16 protein-coding genes are annotated in these 16,282 nt (G+C 33.9%); 11 read left to right on the top strand and 5 right to left on the bottom strand.

Features of this window, described 5'->3' with window-relative positions:
• Positions 1-50 precede the first annotated feature (50 nt).
• From D8M03_RS10725 to D8M03_RS17980, 3 genes are all read left to right on the top strand, one after another.
• Complete coding sequence (locus tag D8M03_RS10725; protein ID WP_121214775.1) at positions 51-1,286, top strand: MDR family MFS transporter; 1,236 nt, start codon at positions 51-53, stop codon at positions 1,284-1,286.
• Between the two features lie 57 nt (positions 1,287-1,343).
• Positions 1,344-1,883, top strand: coding sequence for a DUF4865 family protein (locus D8M03_RS10720; RefSeq protein ID WP_121214774.1), 540 nt, complete (start codon positions 1,344-1,346; stop codon positions 1,881-1,883).
• A 263-nt stretch (positions 1,884-2,146) separates the two neighbouring features.
• The gene (locus D8M03_RS17980) at positions 2,147-2,665 is read left to right on the top strand and encodes an acyltransferase (protein ID WP_121214773.1); all 519 of its coding nucleotides are present in this window, start codon (positions 2,147-2,149) and stop codon (positions 2,663-2,665) included.
• Between the two features lie 78 nt (positions 2,666-2,743).
• Here the strand turns inward: D8M03_RS17980 and D8M03_RS10710 are convergent, their stop codons facing one another.
• Complete coding sequence (locus tag D8M03_RS10710) at positions 2,744-3,637, bottom strand: TetR/AcrR family transcriptional regulator (RefSeq protein WP_121214772.1); 894 nt, start codon at positions 3,635-3,637, stop codon at positions 2,744-2,746.
• Positions 3,638-3,802: 165 nt separating this feature from the next.
• Here D8M03_RS10710 and D8M03_RS10705 point away from each other — a divergent pair, with 165 nt between their 5' ends.
• The 4 genes from D8M03_RS10705 (at position 3,803) to D8M03_RS10690 (ending at position 7,206) form a co-directional block, all read left to right on the top strand.
• Entirely contained in the window at positions 3,803-5,278 is a 1,476-nt protein-coding gene (locus D8M03_RS10705; RefSeq protein ID WP_121214771.1) for a DHA2 family efflux MFS transporter permease subunit, read from the top strand.
• Positions 5,279-5,628: 350 nt separating this feature from the next.
• Positions 5,629-6,129: a flavin reductase family protein gene (locus D8M03_RS10700; protein ID WP_121214770.1), complete on the top strand. Its 501-nt coding sequence runs from the start codon at positions 5,629-5,631 to the stop codon at positions 6,127-6,129.
• 21 nt (positions 6,130-6,150) lie between these two features.
• Positions 6,151-6,558 carry a riboflavin kinase gene (locus tag D8M03_RS10695; protein WP_121214769.1) on the top strand — a complete coding sequence of 136 codons (408 nt, stop codon included), beginning with the start codon at positions 6,151-6,153 and terminating at the stop codon, positions 6,556-6,558.
• Positions 6,559-6,738: 180 nt separating this feature from the next.
• Complete coding sequence (locus D8M03_RS10690) at positions 6,739-7,206, top strand: DUF4231 domain-containing protein (protein ID WP_170148430.1); 468 nt, start codon at positions 6,739-6,741, stop codon at positions 7,204-7,206.
• 373 nt (positions 7,207-7,579) lie between these two features.
• Here the strand turns inward: D8M03_RS10690 and D8M03_RS10685 are convergent, their stop codons facing one another.
• From D8M03_RS10685 to D8M03_RS10675, 3 genes are read right to left on the bottom strand one after another with little or no spacing between them, the layout of a single operon-like run.
• Positions 7,580-8,767, bottom strand: coding sequence for a thiolase family protein (locus D8M03_RS10685; protein WP_121214767.1), 1,188 nt, complete (start codon positions 8,765-8,767; stop codon positions 7,580-7,582).
• Positions 8,768-8,778: 11 nt separating this feature from the next.
• Positions 8,779-9,435: a 3-oxoacid CoA-transferase subunit B gene (locus tag D8M03_RS10680; protein WP_121214766.1), complete on the bottom strand. Its 657-nt coding sequence runs from the start codon at positions 9,433-9,435 to the stop codon at positions 8,779-8,781.
• Complete coding sequence (locus tag D8M03_RS10675) at positions 9,436-10,092, bottom strand: CoA transferase subunit A (protein WP_121214765.1); 657 nt, start codon at positions 10,090-10,092, stop codon at positions 9,436-9,438.
• Positions 10,093-10,279: 187 nt separating this feature from the next.
• Between D8M03_RS10675 and D8M03_RS10670 the strand changes: the two genes are divergently transcribed.
• On the top strand, positions 10,280-11,059 hold the full coding sequence (locus tag D8M03_RS10670) for an IclR family transcriptional regulator domain-containing protein (RefSeq protein ID WP_121214764.1): 780 nt from the start codon (positions 10,280-10,282) through the stop codon (positions 11,057-11,059).
• 140 nt (positions 11,060-11,199) lie between these two features.
• Here the strand turns inward: D8M03_RS10670 and D8M03_RS10665 are convergent, their stop codons facing one another.
• Complete coding sequence (locus tag D8M03_RS10665; RefSeq protein ID WP_211330905.1) at positions 11,200-12,042, bottom strand: DegV family protein; 843 nt, start codon at positions 12,040-12,042, stop codon at positions 11,200-11,202.
• 511 nt (positions 12,043-12,553) lie between these two features.
• On the opposite strand from D8M03_RS10665, the gene D8M03_RS10660 reads away from it, so the two are divergent.
• From D8M03_RS10660 to D8M03_RS10650, 3 genes are all read left to right on the top strand, one after another.
• Positions 12,554-13,555, top strand: a complete 1,002-nt coding sequence (locus D8M03_RS10660) for a YdcF family protein (RefSeq protein WP_121214762.1) — start codon at positions 12,554-12,556, stop codon at positions 13,553-13,555.
• Positions 13,556-13,810: 255 nt separating this feature from the next.
• A complete protein-coding gene (locus tag D8M03_RS10655) occupies positions 13,811-14,632 on the top strand; it encodes a hypothetical protein (protein ID WP_121214761.1) in 822 nt (273 codons plus the stop codon).
• 365 nt (positions 14,633-14,997) lie between these two features.
• The gene (locus D8M03_RS10650; RefSeq protein WP_121214760.1) at positions 14,998-16,197 is read left to right on the top strand and encodes a sigma-54 interaction domain-containing protein; all 1,200 of its coding nucleotides are present in this window, start codon (positions 14,998-15,000) and stop codon (positions 16,195-16,197) included.
• Positions 16,198-16,282: the final 85 nt, after the last annotated feature.

The following is a 16,282-nucleotide window of genomic DNA, read 5'->3' as shown; positions in this document are numbered from 1 at the left end:
ACTATGGAAAACTGATAACTGTATAGCATCATTAGAAAGCTGGTGGCTAGATGAATGGCAAATTGAAATCGATTCATCCAATTGGGTGGAATATTATTATCGGGACCTTATTTGCAAGATTGGCAAGTTCTATGAGCATGCCTTTTTTAGCAATCTATTTAACAATGACAAAAGGTGTCTCTCCAGGAATGACAGGAATAATCATTGCAGTAAGTGCATTGGTGGGGGTTTTTACCAGTTACATAGGTGGAAACTTATCCGATCAGTTTGGTCGTAAGTGGATTATGATGGGGTCTATCATCGTATGGACTTTTGTGTTTCTTGGTTTTGCATTTGCAGACCATGTGGCATGGTTCTTCATCTTAAATGCATTAAACGGTATTTGCAAATCATTTTTTGAACCGACATCTCGTGCATTATTGTCTGATATGACAAAACCGGAAAATAAACTGATGATTTTTAATTTACGATATGCTGCAATCAACGTCGGAGTAGCAATTGGACCACTAATTGGTTTGCAGCTAGGAAGTTCAAAATCATCATTACCGTTTATCATAACAGCATTTGTCTACATGATTTACACAATCTCTTTGCTAATACAATTTAAGAAATATAACTTAGAAGAGAAAGTAGCAATAAAAAAAGAACGAGTAACGATGAAACAATCCCTTCAAGTATTGGGGAAAGACACGATATTCTTGTTAGCGCTCATTGGCATTATTTTAGGAAATGCAGGTTATTCACAATTTTCATCAACGTTATCTCAATACTTTGCAAATGCCCCCGTCTTTCTAGATGGTGTGAAACTATTTTCATATGTCCTTGTGTTAAATGCGATTACAGTACTAATAGTGCAATATCCCGTAACCCGTATCGGAAAAAAATACTCTCCACTAGTTTCAATCATGTTTGGAACGATGACGTTGAGCCTCTCACTACTTGGATTTGGCATGCTAAAATCCGTACCCCTCATGTTTGCTTGTGCGGTATTGTTTACAGTTGGAGAAGTATTGATGTTTTCGATGACGGATGTTTTTATCGATCAAATTGCTGTACAGAACCTAAAAGGAACATATTTTGGTGCAATGGGATTTTCAGGGCTAGGTGGAGTAATCGGGCCGTGGCTGGGAGGTTTCCTTCTTGACTATTATGGATATGGGAACGGGGCAATTGTTTTTGCTTATTTAGCAGCTTTGTGTTCTTTAGGGTTTCCGATATTACTTTATGTGAAAATCATGATAAATAAGAGAGATATACTTTTTGAAAATAAGAAATTACACATATAGAAATAGCGTTGCACATAATTTTTTAAGTTAACTAGGGATATTTAGGAAGGAGAAAATATGATAGCCTCCCAATATAAAATCATTTTACCAAGTAATTATGATATGAACATTATAAGAAAAAGAGTTGAGGATAATGGTTTTAAAACAGATGGACTTAGTGGTTTAAAGTTTAAATTTTATCTAATAACTGAAAAGGGGATAAATCATAACATTCAAAATAGCTATTCCCCTTTATATGTGTGGAAAGATAGCGAAGGGTTAAACCGTTTTTTATTTAATGGATTATATGACTATATTATATCGTCATTTGGTTGGCAAAAGGTGAATATTGGAATACCATTAATTGATACAACAACAGAGAGAATTATAGAAAGTAAATATTTATTTGAAATCGTTGGAGAAATTGAACCACAAGAAAGTTTAAATAATTTGAAAAATAAAATAGAAAAAGACATACCGAAAATAGAAAATGCAGAGTATGTAATCATTTATAATCCAGATAAATGGAAATATCATGTATGTTATTTTATTAAAGATTTAAGTACAATAAAATCAGAAAAAGGTATAATTTACACAATTCTTCATATTTCACAATAATATTTCCCGTTTGGATGAAAATGTGGATTACGGGGAACAGCAAGGCTTAAGTATTTTGGTTTCTCCTTGTAAGGAAAATGAATAATAAACTAGTAGATTTGAAGAGTAATCTTTTGAATCTACTTTTTTATTGGAGAATACTCTCCAAAGTTAAACATCCATCAACTTTTAACCTTTTTACCGTACATCTCGTAAATTATATAGATGAAAAACGGGGGAGAAGGCTTTCCTAGTTAAAAAAGGTAAAAAGGGGACTGAATATAATGGTTATTGATAAATCCAAATTCAAAAGCATAGGGGAAAATGTTCAAATCGAGAAAGGGACATTTTATTTGTACAAAAATATAGAAATTGGTGACAATGTGTACATTGGACCGGAAGCTTATATTTTTGCACAAGGTGGAGTATCAATTGGAAATGGAACGATATTAGGTCCTCGGGTGACAATTTTAACGAATAATCATAACTACGATAGTCCTGATTTAAGAAGCATTCCTTACGATGGTAAAAATATATTAAAGAAAGTAACAATTGGCGAGAATGTATGGATTGGCGCAAATGTTTCCATAGCACCAGGAGTCACAATTGGTGAGGGCGCGGTTATTGCCATGGGAGCCGTTGTAACAAAGGACGTTCCACCTTTTGCAGTCGTTGGTGGTAATCCTGCAAAGGTCATTAAATATCGAGACACGGAACGATATCTTAAATTGAAGCAAGAAGGAAAAATTTATTTAAAAATGAAACAACAAAAAGAAATTCCTATTTATTTTACACGAGAATAATCTTTCTGGAGTGCAGTGTTTTAAAATAAAATATGAGCTATTTTAGTAGATTGAAATGTCTAAAATAGCTCATTCTATTTACATTTTTTGATGCAATTGTTGAGTTCGCACATCATACCAAATAAGGCTCGCAATTTCTTTTACTACTTGTTCTAATTCAGAGCCTCTAAATTCGTCAATGAATACTTTTAGGAAAGCATTGAGTATAACCTTGCGAGTGGACTCACGGTTCAATTCCTCAATGATTGCCATCACAATTTCCTCTTGTGAGTTTGTGATATTTTGTGCAACAAGATTTTCAAGTCTTATTATGATTTCGGAAATATCCACTTGATATCGTTTTTTCGAAACGGATAATAATACATTAACTTTATCAGTATTAAAAATCGCCGTATTTTCGTGAAGCATAAGATAAATAATTTTTTCTAAGTAAATTAATGAGGTAGAAGCAATTTCTTCAATCGTCGTCGAATTTTGGTTTAAAATTTTACATGCAATGCTGAAATGTTGCATCATTCCATAAAATAACACAGCGGCTTCAAACCCATTGTTACGCATTTCATCGCCAAAAATTTCACATAAACGTAAACTGAACCATTCAAACTCTCTTAAACGGTGGCGTAATACCAATTCTTTTAATTCGTCTTCCCCCGAATGAAAAATTTCTTCATATATAACATTTAAACCTGTGATTTGATTAATATTCCATAGTACAGCAATCTGATTTGCAAATACATTTAAATCAGTAGGATCTTTTCCTATCATGATTTCTGAACGTAAAAGTGCAGCATCATATCTCGCTTGTTCTAAAATGGCTTCAATACATTCCGTTTTAGAGGAAAAGTAATTATAAAATGTACCTTTCGAGATCCCCGCACTTTGAATGATTTGTTGAATCGATGTTTTCATCACACCATTTTCCACAAATAATTGTAAAGCATGATCAATTACTGCTTTTTTTCTTTTATTCATTTTAACCTCCTCTATAAAAATAGTGGTCTAAATCATTATACACAAATAATTGAAAATAAAAATATTTTTAGACTGATAGATTATTTTATTGAAAAAAATAGACTATGGGTATAAAATGTTTAAGTCGAAGAAATAAAAGAAATAGAAATGAGGAAAACAGAATATATGACATTAGATAATCAAGAGAAAAAACCGCCATATTTAGTAATAGCCATTTTATTCTTTGGTGCGTTTGTTTCATTCTTAAATAACTCTTTGTTAAACGTCGCGTTACCAACGATTATGACGGATTTTGAGAAAGATTATGCAACGGTTCAGTGGTTAGCTACAGGCTATATGCTAGTTAGTGGTGTATTAATCCCTGTATCCGCATTTTTAATCACACGTTTTAAAAACCGCCATTTATTTATTACATCCATGGCACTCTTTACAATAGGTACTGCATTAGCAGCTTTTGCTCCTAATTTTGGACTTCTTTTAGCTGGTCGTATGGTACAAGCAGCAGGTTCATCAGTAATGGGGCCATTATTAATGAATATCATGCTAGTTAGCTTCCCTCGTGAAAAACGTGGTGCAGCAATGGGGATTTTTGGTTTAGTAATGATTACAGCTCCAGCAATTGGACCAACGTTATCAGGCTATATCGTTGAGTATTGGGACTGGCGCTTATTATTCGAAATGATTTTACCTTTCGCAGTCATCAGCTTAGTACTAGCTATTTGGAAACTAGAAAATATTATGGAGACACGTAATTCATCACTTGACTACTTCTCTGTAGCATTATCGATCATTGGTTTCGGTGGCTTATTATACGGCTGTTCAACAGCAAGTTCAGATGGTTGGGATAGTGCACAAACATTAGTACCATTAATTGTAGGTGCAATCGGTATTATTTGGTTTGGCATTCGTCAATTCCGACTAGAACAACCTTTATTAGATTTACGAGTTTATAAATATCCAATGTTCGCATTAGGTTCTATCATCTCAATGGTAAATGCTGCGGCAATGTTCTCAGGTATGATTTTAACACCTGCCTATGTACAAAGTGTTCGACACATTTCACCACTTGATTCAGGTTTAATGATGTTACCTGGTGCAGTTGTAATGGGTCTTATGTCACCAATTACAGGTAAATTATTCGATAAATTTGGACCTCGTGTGTTAGCATTTATCGGCTTAGCAATTACAGCATATTCAACATATTTATTAGCAGGTGTAGATTTAGAAACAACGAAAATGACAATTATCGTCATTTATACTCTTCGTATGTTCGGTATGTCCATGGTCATGATGCCAATTATGACAAACGGATTAAACCAATTACCAACACGTTTAAACCCACATGGTACAGCAGTAAACAACACAGTACAACAAGTGGTTGGTTCAATCGGTACAGCGTTATTCGTAACATTAATGAACTCTGTAGCGACAAGTAAAGGTAAAGAATTAGCGGAAGCGGCAGATCCGGCAAATTTACAAGACCAAACATTTATGCTAGGTCTTCAACAACAAGCTTTACTTGAAGGGATTCAAGTTTCATTCTTAGTTGCAACAGGCGTAACGGGTCTAGCGTTAATCTTAACGTTATTCTTAAAACGAGTTGACGTAAGTAAAGTTATCTCTGAAAACATGGAGAAATAATATTTCAATTAAGCTATTTATCTTCTGAAATAAAGGGAGATAAGTAGCTTAATTTTTTTCATGTCCTAAATAGGTGAGATCATACATACTTTTACATACATGAGGTGTCAAAAAAATCTGAAATTTTTTATTGACATTTCTACAGGTTGTAATTATCATTAATTACAATATTATGAATATTAAGCTGACTATTCTGAATAGAGGCTCTCTTATCAATTTGGATAGGGGAGTCTCTTATTTGTTTTAAATAGTCTAGCAATTACTTTTAAATAAATACCAACTAAAAAGATTTGTATAGTTTGTTATGGGAAGGGATTAAAAACATTAAATTAAAGAGAGGAAGAGAGTTTATGTCAAAAGAAGTTGCTCAACAAATATTTAAAGAAGTATTGGGGAATTATCCTACAGGGGTAACAATTGTAACAACTGTCGATGCGGAAGGAACACCAGTCGGTTTAACGGTGAATTCATTTGCTTCGGTTTCATTAGATCCGCTACTTGTATTATGGTCAATTGATCATAAAGTATCATCTATAAAAGCATTTACAGAAGGTGGTAAGTTTGCGATTCATATTTTAGCAGGGGAACAGCAAGAATTATGTAAAACATTTGCGAGTAAAGTGGATCGCTTTGCTTCATGTGATTGGAAGCTGTCTGAAAATAATTTGCCAGTGATTGATGGTGTGTTTGCTGTATTGGAGTGTAAAACATTTCAGACCGTTGAAGCAGGAGATCATACAATTTTAATAGGTGAAGTAATTAATATAGAAAAATTCGAGAAGAATCCGATGTTATATCATCGAAGAGAGTTCGGTCCAATTCCGGAATCGTTCTATTCATTAGTAAAATAGCTTAAAGGGGTGTGAACTTTCATGAAAAAATTAGATAAAGAAATTCTGTTTAAGGGTATAGTTGTTCACGGTTTGAAAGTCGGGAGAAAACTAGGATTTCCCACAGCTAATATTTTAGTAGATAATATTGATCAGTTAAATGTATCGAATGGTGTTTATGTGGGAAAAGTTTATTACGATAATAAAAGCTATGATGGTCTAGTGAATATTGGAATAAAACCTACCTTTAACTTGAATGAAAAGAAAAGAACAATTGAAGTGCATATTCTTAATTTCAATGAAAACATTTACGGAGATCACTTAACTTTACATTTATCTCACTTTTTAAGATCTGAAAAAGCTTTTAGTACACAAGAAAGTTTAATCGATCAAATTCAAGAGGATATCAAATTAGCAAAATCTATAACAGAGCAAAGTATTTTAGTATAATCTTGTTTAGTAGTGTAAATCTGACTATGGTTTGCACTACTTTTTTATTGATTGAGTAAGTTTTTAGAACTCCTGCTTCATATTGGCATATAACAATATAAAGAGAATAGAGTAATATCTATTCTGCTGTTTTACTGTATTCGTTCGGCCGATATGATTATTTCGTTGGGGGCGAAAATAATGAGTTCGATGAATAAGCTTGATGTATTGATCACCTGTATTAATGAGAATATCGCCTACTTTGAGAAAAGGAAAGTGATTAATCGAAAGAGGGCGTATTTATTAAATTTGGCTTCCATTATTTCATCTGCACTCATTACATTGTTATTAGGTTTAAAGGCTGTCAATGTAAATCTCTTCACCAACATTGCATTATTTTTTGCATCTTTCCTGACGATAGTTAATGGGATAGAGAGTTTCTTTAATCACAAGGGTTTATGGTATAAGGATGCTAGAACCTTAGCCAATTTAAAGGAATTAAAACGGGATATTGATTTTAAAATAGCAGGGGAGCCAATCGATAATATTTCAATGAAAATACTGAATGAGTATAAAAACAGGCTACAAAATATCTTATCGGAAGATATCAATACTTGGTCAAAAATGAGAGAAGAATTAGATCAGACGCAGCATGTTGAGAAGAATTAATGAATTGAAGTCTATTCTTCAAATCTCAAAAAGAAATGGTTAATAACCATTAAAAAAAGCATAAGTAGAGTCTTTAATGAAATGGGGGAGTTCATTGAAAACTACTTATGCTAAACATGATTTAGCAAGATTATTTGAGTCTTAATGGGCTCAAATAATTTTCATACGGGGGGATGAAAAATTACAAGTATCTCTTGCTAAACCAATTGCTATTTTTCATTTTACGATTTTTAGTTTCCATAATTGATAAATAGTTAAAGTCTTATTTTTTACTCTATAAAAATATAACTCTTTTAAGTTATATGGAAACTAACAAACTATTGAGCGATGTAATCAGTAACAATCGCTATTTTCCTATACTTCACACAATTCATCAGTTTGAAACTGATTCTAAGGCGATGGCCATCCCTTGACCGCCACCAATACATAATGTAGCTAAACCGAAATGTGACTGCCTAGCGATCATTTCGTGAACTAGCTTTGTCACAATAATTGCACCTGTTGCTCCTAAAGGGTGCCCAAGTGCAATGGCACCACCGTTAACATTCACTTTTTCAATATCTAAATTTAATTCGCGAATAACCGCTAGTGATTGAGAGGCGAATGCTTCATTTAATTCTATTAAATCAAAATCATTTAATTGTAGTTTTGTTTGTGCTATTAATTTTTTGATCGCTGAAATAGGCCCAACGCCCATATATTCAGGTTCAATGGCAGAAACAGCCCAGCTATGAATCTTAGCAAGTGGTTTTATCCCGAGTTCATGAGCTTTTTCTCTTGTCATAATGATTAATGCGCTTGCACCATCATTTCTACCGCATGCGTTACCAGCAGTGACCGTACCATCTTTTTTAAATACTGGCTTTAAACTATTTAATTGTTCGAGCGTTGTTTCGCGCATATGCTCATCTTTGTTAAAAATGGTAGAAGATTTTTTGCTTTTAATTTCTACAGGAGTAATTTGAGTGTCAAAGCGGTTCGCATCCCATGCACGTTTTGCACGCAACTGACTTTCTAGTGCAAATTTATCTTGATCTGCGCGGCTTACACCATATTTTTCCGCTACATTTTCTGCTGTAATGCCCATACCTAACTTATCGCCGTATATTTCAATAGGTTGCTGGCCATTTTCTAAATTTGAATCTACTATATAAGGATTGCCTTCTCCGTGACGAGCATTTCTAAGATAAATAGGGGCACGGCTCATATTTTCTGTCCCACCAGCAATGACCACTTCGTCTGGATTGAATGCTAAATGTTGAACGGCTGAAACGATTGCTTGAATTCCTGAAGCACAGAGGCGATTAACCGTATAGGCACTTGTAGTTACCGGTAAACCAGCTCTTAAACTAGCAACTCTGGCAACATTTGACGATTCCGTAGATTGCCTTACTTCACCTAAGATGACCTCATTGATTAAATTTCCATCTAAATTCGTTTCTGCTAACACATCTTTAATAACGATTGAAGCTAAATCACCTGAATTGAAGTCTTTCAATGTACCTCCAAAGCGTCCAATAGCTGTTCGTTTAGCAGCAACAATTACATATTCGTGTGTCATAATTTTCTCCTTTACTTTTGCAACATTTTTAAAGATTGAGAGATTGTATAATTAGCAGGTGTAATGGCTTTTATTTGTTGAAGCGTCATTGTGTCATCCAAAATTTCTTCTAATATCATTTGATTGTTTTCAAATTTGAACACAGCGTACTCAGTAATGAGTAGTTTTACGACACCTTTAGCAGTAATTGGATAGTTACAACTAGGTAGAATTTTAGGTTCTCCATTTTTAGTACAATGCTGAGTTGTGACAATTACTTTTTTTGCACCAGCTACAAGATCCATCGCACCACCAACGCCTAAAATATTTTCTCCTGGAATAGCCCAGTTTGCAATATCTCCATTTTCTGCCACTTGTAGAGCACCAAGAATAGCGACATCTATATGGCCGCCACGAATCATACCAAATGATTCCGATGAAGAAAAGTATGATGCTCCAATTAACGCGGTTACAGGTAATTTCCCTGCGTTAATAATTTCGGGATCGATTTCTTCTGGGAGTGGGGTAGGACCAACGCCTAACAATCCGTTCTCCGTATGTAAGAAAACCGATTTATTTTTAGGGATGTAGTCAGCTACCAGTGTAGGAATACCAATACCTAAGTTAACAATATCTCCATCATTGATTTCTTGAGCCGCACGCATGGCGATTTTTTCTTTAAGTCCCATTTAATTGCCTCCGTTCACTACATAATTGACAAAAAGGTGAGGTACTACAATTTCCTCTGGATTCAGTTGACCAACTTCAACAATTTCTTCCGCTTCCACAATTGTAATTTTTGCAGCCTTTGCCATATCCGGATTAAAGTTTCGAGCTGTTTTTGAAAAAATTAAGTTTCCATACGTATCTGCCTTTTTAGCTTTTATTAATGCTACGTCAGGTATTAATGGAGATTCAAAAATATATTCTTCACCTTCAATTATTCTAGATTCCTTTCCTTTAGCTAATAATGTACCAGCTGCAGTTTTAGTGAAGAAACCGCCAATCCCTGCACCACCAGCACGCAATCTTTCAGCCAATGTCCCTTGAGGCACTAGCTCGACTTCTAATTTGCCTTCATTTGCATATTTAACAGCGTCAATATTGCTCGTGAAAAATGATCCGATGGCTTTGGAAATTTTGTTTTGATGTAGAATTTTTCCTAATCCTAGACCACCTGGTTCACCTAAGTTGTTGCTAATAATCGTTAATCTTGAAACAGGTCTCTCACTAAGACCATCAACTAGTTTAATTGGGCAACCTACTAAACCAAATCCACCTACTGCAATTGTGTCACCATCTTTAATATGAGTAAGTGCTTCTTCGATTGAGACAACTTTTGACATAATTAACCCCCTATATATCTATTAAATTTTATTAAAATGAGATAAAATAAAGTTGTACGGTATACGTACATTAGTACGGATAAAGTAACGTTTCTTCAATTATATGATTTTTCAGAAAATAATCAACTGCTTTTTAGTAAAAATTAATTTGAATGGATTAATATTGAATTTGAAGGAGTGAAAACAGTTGGACACAACGAACTCAAGTTATTTTGTAAATTCTGTTGCAAAAGGTTTATCCGTATTAATGGCATTTGATTCGCAAGACAGACAAATGACGATTACTGAATTGGAAAAGAAAACAAATATTAACAAGGCAACTGTAAGACGTTTTGCACTGACGTTAGTTGATTTAGGCTATTTAACAATTACGGATAACAACAAATTTGAATTGACGCCAAAAGTGTTGGATTTGGCTGCTCGTTATTTAGAATCATTAAATTTACCAGATATTGCACATCCAATCTTAGAGAGAATTTCTTCAGTCGTGAAGGAATCGACAAATTTAGCAGTACTAGATGAGGCAGAAATCGTTTATGTAGTGCGGGTAAATGCAGCTGAACGAATAATTGGGACAAATTTAAGAGTAGGTTCACGTTTACCGTATTACGCAACTTCTCTAGGGAAAGCGATTTCTGCATGGTTACCAGAAGACAAAAGAAAAGAAATATGGGAACAGGCAAATATCGTAGCATTTACAAACAATACGATTACAGATTTTGAGGAATTTGAAAAAGAATTAGAGGAGATTCGACTTAATGGGTATGCAAATGGAAACAACGAATTAGAAATTGGCCTTCGATCGATTGCTGTCCCAATTTTTAATAAAAAGGGTGAAGTAATTGCGTCAATTAATGTATCTAGTAATTCAATTCGTACATCGGAAGAAAAACTAAAAAATGAGTTTTTGCCTTTAATTATTCAGGGGGCAGAGGAAATAAATCAGTTGATTAAAACGTTTAGTTAGCTATAGCTAGGTAAAGAGATATACAAGGTTTTAATAAGGCTATATTCAATAGTATAAGGCTCTTCAGCAATAATAAAAAAGCAGATTCAAGAAATGACAACTTGAATCTGCTTTTAAGAAGGAAAGACGGTCAACTCAAATTACTTCATCGTTTTAAATAAAATACCTAATGTATTCGGACCGCAATGGGCTGAAATTGTACATCCTGCTGTCGTTTCTAATATTTGTTCAAAATGTTCATAGCTTTCAAGGTGTTGGCGTACTTTTTGAACCGTTTCAGAGGAACAATGAGAGTGCGTGATAAATACACGGCTCGGATCAATTTCTTCTAGTTTCATTAATTGATCTTCTATATACTTTTCTAAAACTTTATCAAAATTGCCCCGATATTTTTTTCCAACAACCATCTGACCGTCTTTCACTTCTATCGATGGTTTGATTTTTAAGAGTGTCGCTCCAAAAGCCTCTAAGCTTGAGCAACGACCGCCTTTTTTTAAGTAGTCCATTTTATCAATAACAAATGATGCCCGAACATTACTCTTTATTCGTTCAATTTCTGCGATAATTTCGCGAGCCGTTAGACCTTGCTGAGCAAGCATGGCCGCCTCGTAGACTAAGTGACCACTTCCCGTTGAAAGGTTTAATGAATCAATCACATAAACGTTTTTGAAACTTTGAGCTGCCAACTTTGCATTTTGATAGCAAGAAGACAAATGTTGGCTTAAGTTAATATGTATGACTGCCTCATATTTTTCAGCAAAGGGTTTAAAAAATTGCTCGTACTCAAATACATTAATCGCTGCTGTTGAACAAGTTTTCCCCTGATTCCCAACAAATTCAAAAATATCCTTTGGTTGAATTGCCACACCATCTAAATAATCTTGATCGTCTATTAGCACGTGTAATGGAGCTAAAGAAATTTGAAATTGTTCAATTATTTCTTTGCTTAAGTCACATGTACTATCCGCTGTAATTTTAATCATCATATTGCCACCTTTTGTTTCACATTACAATTTTACTAAAATAACATCTACACCATAATTCTAACAGTAGAAGTAAAAAAGAAACAAGGACAGAGGATAATAAATAGGTAAAGCGATAGCTCAGTTGCCAAGGTGGGAACATCTTTTATTAAAAAATTCGTATCATTAGCAATTGCGATACGAATTAGCTTTCTCAATGGATGGAGGTGTCCAAAAAGTAATAATTTTTTGGACACCTCTTTTCTTTCTTGATAAATATCTCTTATGAATTATTGTTCCTGCGGTGGTTGTCACCATCCTCGTCACAGTAAAAATGTTCCTGCGGTGGTTGTCACCATCCTCGTCGCAAAGGAGTTGTCTCAAAATGACTTTTCAGACAACTCCTTGCAGTCACAGTTTTAGGCGAAGTAATCTGGGTCAATAATTGAATTTTTTGTATAAATTGATAGTGTAGCGGGAATAGGCATTGTATAATAATGGATTAAAGTGAAGTGAAATCGGAGGACCTTGTGTGATATTTTTAATCTTCATCGTTATTGCGCTCTTTATCATTGAACCACGTTGGTATAATAATATCTATTTTTTAGCAATTATTTTGTTAGTAGAATTGCTTTATTACACGGAAAAAATATTCTTTAATCAAGATTTTAGCGAGCAAGTTGTCAACATTACGGGTTATGTGTTTGTTTTTGCCTTCATACCGCTAGTAATGGCGACGATGTCTGTTTTAACCTATTTCAATAGTAAAGTGTTACTGGAAAAGGAAGGTCGCAAAAAGTCAAATTTATTTATTGGTTTGATTGGTGTTGCAGTGAATATTGTGCTTGTCTACTATATTTACTCGATGCATCCGAATAACGGTAATAAGTATAGTGAAGCCGGATTTTTTTATGTGTTTGGTTTATTTGTTTATTTTACAACGATGTATTCGGCCACGGCCATTTACTTAGTACTGTATAATTGGCGACCTATTTTTTATAAACCGGAATACATTATTATTCTGGGTTCTGGCTTAATTGGTGACCAAGTACCACCACTCCTTGCAAGTCGAATTGAAAAGGGCGTTCAGCAATATAAAAAATATAAGGGACAACCATTAATAATCACATCTGGTGGCCAAGGTAGTGACGAGAAAGTAGCGGAAAGCTATGCGATGAAGTGTTATATTCATGAGCATTACCCTGAAATTCCTGATCAAGCGGTAGTCATGGAAGATCAATCGACAACAACATTTGAGAATATGCTATTTTCTAGAAAAATCATTTTAGAACGGTTTGGCGCGAAGGCACGGGGTATTTTTGTGTCGAATAACTATCATATTTTACGAGCTAGTTATTATGCAAAACGAGCGAAATTAAGAGCAAATGGTGTCGGCTCAAAAACTGCCTTTTACTATGTGCCAAACGCATTTACACGGGAGTTTATTGGATTACTCGAAATGTTTAAATGGCGTCATATAGCCCTTATTATATTGTTTACTATTTTTTCAATTTTAGTATTTCGAGGGATGTAAATGTAATATTTTACGAAAAAGAAAACGACAAACGTTGAATTTACAGCGTTTGTCGTTTTTATTAGAAATTCTATTTTTTTTAAATTCCATTATTTATCTGCTCCACTTGCGAACATTTTTAATAAGCTATGCAAAAAGGCTCGAGGTAAAAATATGATTTAATCAATCATTACGAGTGATGAATATATCCAAACTTTTTAGGAACACTTTCTATATGCTAAAGCTTTTAAAAAAATAATGAAATTGGTGGGATAAATGCGATTTGTTATAACAGCCATTCTTTTAATGATTACCTTGTTCATTAACTGTTCCAATGTTTTAGCAAAGGATGAAAGTTTGGGCGTTCCAATTCAAATGCTCCATTGGGAAGAAGTAGATAAGATTTTGCCGAAGTACAGCAAGTTTACAATTATGGATATGGAAACAGGGAAAATGTTCCAAGTGCAGCGACGTGCAGGAAATCGCCATGCGGACGTTCAACCCATGACATCGAAAGATACAAAAATTATGAAAGAGATTTATGGCGATAAATGGAGCTGGAAAAGAAGAGCTATTTTTATCATGCATCACAATCAATGGATTGCAGCTTCAATGCATGGGATGCCGCATGGTGCCGGTGCATTAGATAATGATTTTCCTGGTCATTTTTGCATTCATTTTTATGGAAGTATGACCCATAGAACAAATTCTATGGATTTATCACATAACCTAATGATTTTTAAAGCAGCAGGCAAACTTGAAGAGTATGTTACAAGCGCAGACCCATTTGAATTAATTAATGCATATGTAACGGGAATTAAGCAACAGGATCCCCGAATTATCTCAACGATGTCCCTTCAGCAAATTGACTGGAAAAACCATATTGAATCGATAGAAAATATAAAATTGAAACGTATTTCTACATTGCCTGTTGAAGACGTAGTAAATAAATTAAGTCTGCAAATACCAGTTGAAATCGAATGGATAAGTAATTCAGAGAAAAATTATTTTAAAGGGGATATTTATTTATTCCGTTTTTCCCCAGCAGATGCATGGAAAATAGATAGTAGCCGTTTTTTAAAGGATAGTGGTATATAAAGGATAAAAAACTTTTTGGAGTAATCATCAAAAATAATTCTGCGGATAAAAGAGTAAACAGGTAATCTGTATTACTCTTTTTTTGTTTTCCTGTTATATCTTTATTGAAATACCTTTGTTTGAATAGGTAGGGTCTTTGTATCAGCTATTAATATTTCTACAACTATCTGATCATCATTTACTTCCATATATGGTTAGATTTTTATTTTATTCTCTGATTATTAATAAAGGACTTTTTAAGATCTTAACGGAATAATAGTTTTTAAGCATTAAATTCAAAAAAAGTTAATGATGTGATTTTAAATAAAATAAATTTTCAGAAAAATGAAATTATATTATCATGTGTATAGGGGGTGTTTGTAAGAATGGTTCAAAATATACTAGAGGACGAGCTTAAGCGGCTGACTGATAGAATAATTGAATTAGAAGAATTAAATAAAGTTTACAAAGGGCTGTTTGAAAATTCATTTGACGTAATGATTGTTACAGATGGAAGTGGAAAAGTATTATTTGCAAATCCTGCATTTGAGAGATTATTTGATGATAAATTGGAGGAAGTGATTGGGTATCCAATTGCTGATATGGAGAAACAAACAACTGCTACATCAAAGGTATTAGAATCTGGAAAAATGGAAACTGTTATTTATACTACTTACAAGGGTAAGCAGATTTTAAGTACTGGTGTACCTGTTTATGACGAAAACGGTGAATTATCTAGAATATACATTAACTCAAGGGATATTAGTGAATTAAATTCCTTGCGAGAAAAGTATCAAGAATCACAAGTGCTTGCTTCAAAATATTATGTAGAATTGCTTGAATTGAAGAAACAAAATACAAAAAATTTTATTAGTCATAGTAAAGAAATGAACCAAATATTGGAGACTGTCTATCAGATAGCCAATGTAGATAGTACAGTTTTATTATTGGGTGAATCTGGAGTTGGCAAAGACCGCATCGCCAACATCATTCATGAAGAAAGCTTACGTAGTGATAAAGGTTCGTTTGTTAAAATTAATTGTGGTGCCATACCCCCAGAGTTACTAGAATCAGAACTTTTTGGTTATGAAAAGGGTGCATTTACAGGAGCAAATAAAGATGGGAAGGCAGGATACTTTGAGTTCGCTGATAAAGGCACTATTTTTTTAGATGAAATAGGAGAGCTTCCAAAAAATCTTCAAGTTAAACTATTAAGAGTAATTCAAGATCAAACAGTTACGAGAGTAGGGGGATTAAAAGAAAAACAAATTGATGTTCGAATTATTGCAGCGACTAATAGAGATTTAGAAATGATGGTTAAACAAGGTGATTTTAGAGAAGATTTGTTTTATAGATTGAATGTAGTACCTATCGTTATTCCACCATTACGAAAACGCAGAGAGGATATCCCTTTTTTAATTTCGTATTATTTAGAGCAATTTAATAGTAAGTATAGTAAAAATATTAATCTGGATACTGAAACACTTGAGAAACTTTACAAGTATAATTGGCCGGGCAATATTAGAGAACTTTCTAATGTAATTGAAAGATGTAACCGTCAAGTAGTTTTTTACACTTTACGCTAAGATGCCTTTTACATTTCCGCCTCGAAAAGCTGTTGACGATTTTTCATCCGATAACTTTCTCCATCCATATGAACAACTTCTACTC

This window comes from Ureibacillus endophyticus (assembly GCF_003628435.1).
GTDB lineage: Bacteria > Bacillota > Bacilli > Bacillales_A > Planococcaceae > Ureibacillus > Ureibacillus endophyticus.
Note: the sequence above shows the minus strand (reverse complement) of the source record. Positions and strands in the feature narration are given on the sequence as shown.

Bases quoted from the DNA above. Each gene is read 5' to 3' on its own strand.
- D8M03_RS10650 (WP_121214760.1), top strand. From the start codon at position 14,998: ATGGTTCAAAATATACTAGAGGACGAGCTTAAGCGGCTGACTGATAGA.
- D8M03_RS10720 (WP_121214774.1), top strand. From the start codon at position 1,344: ATGATAGCCTCCCAATATAAAATCATTTTACCAAGTAATTATGATATG.
- D8M03_RS10725 (WP_121214775.1), top strand. From the start codon at position 51: ATGAATGGCAAATTGAAATCGATTCATCCAATTGGGTGGAATATTATT.
- D8M03_RS17980 (WP_121214773.1), top strand. From the start codon at position 2,147: ATGGTTATTGATAAATCCAAATTCAAAAGCATAGGGGAAAATGTTCAA.
- D8M03_RS10710 (WP_121214772.1), bottom strand. From the start codon at position 3,637: ATGAATAAAAGAAAAAAAGCAGTAATTGATCATGCTTTACAATTATTT.
- D8M03_RS10675 (WP_121214765.1), bottom strand. From the start codon at position 10,092: ATGTCAAAAGTTGTCTCAATCGAAGAAGCACTTACTCATATTAAAGAT.
- D8M03_RS10665 (WP_211330905.1), bottom strand. From the start codon at position 12,042: ATGATTAAAATTACAGCGGATAGTACATGTGACTTAAGCAAAGAAATA.
- D8M03_RS10685 (WP_121214767.1), bottom strand. From the start codon at position 8,767: ATGACACACGAATATGTAATTGTTGCTGCTAAACGAACAGCTATTGGA.
- D8M03_RS10705 (WP_121214771.1), top strand. From the start codon at position 3,803: ATGACATTAGATAATCAAGAGAAAAAACCGCCATATTTAGTAATAGCC.
- D8M03_RS10700 (WP_121214770.1), top strand. From the start codon at position 5,629: ATGTCAAAAGAAGTTGCTCAACAAATATTTAAAGAAGTATTGGGGAAT.
- D8M03_RS10695 (WP_121214769.1), top strand. From the start codon at position 6,151: ATGAAAAAATTAGATAAAGAAATTCTGTTTAAGGGTATAGTTGTTCAC.
- D8M03_RS10690 (WP_170148430.1), top strand. From the start codon at position 6,739: ATGAGTTCGATGAATAAGCTTGATGTATTGATCACCTGTATTAATGAG.
- D8M03_RS10655 (WP_121214761.1), top strand. From the start codon at position 13,811: ATGCGATTTGTTATAACAGCCATTCTTTTAATGATTACCTTGTTCATT.
- D8M03_RS10680 (WP_121214766.1), bottom strand. From the start codon at position 9,435: ATGGGACTTAAAGAAAAAATCGCCATGCGTGCGGCTCAAGAAATCAAT.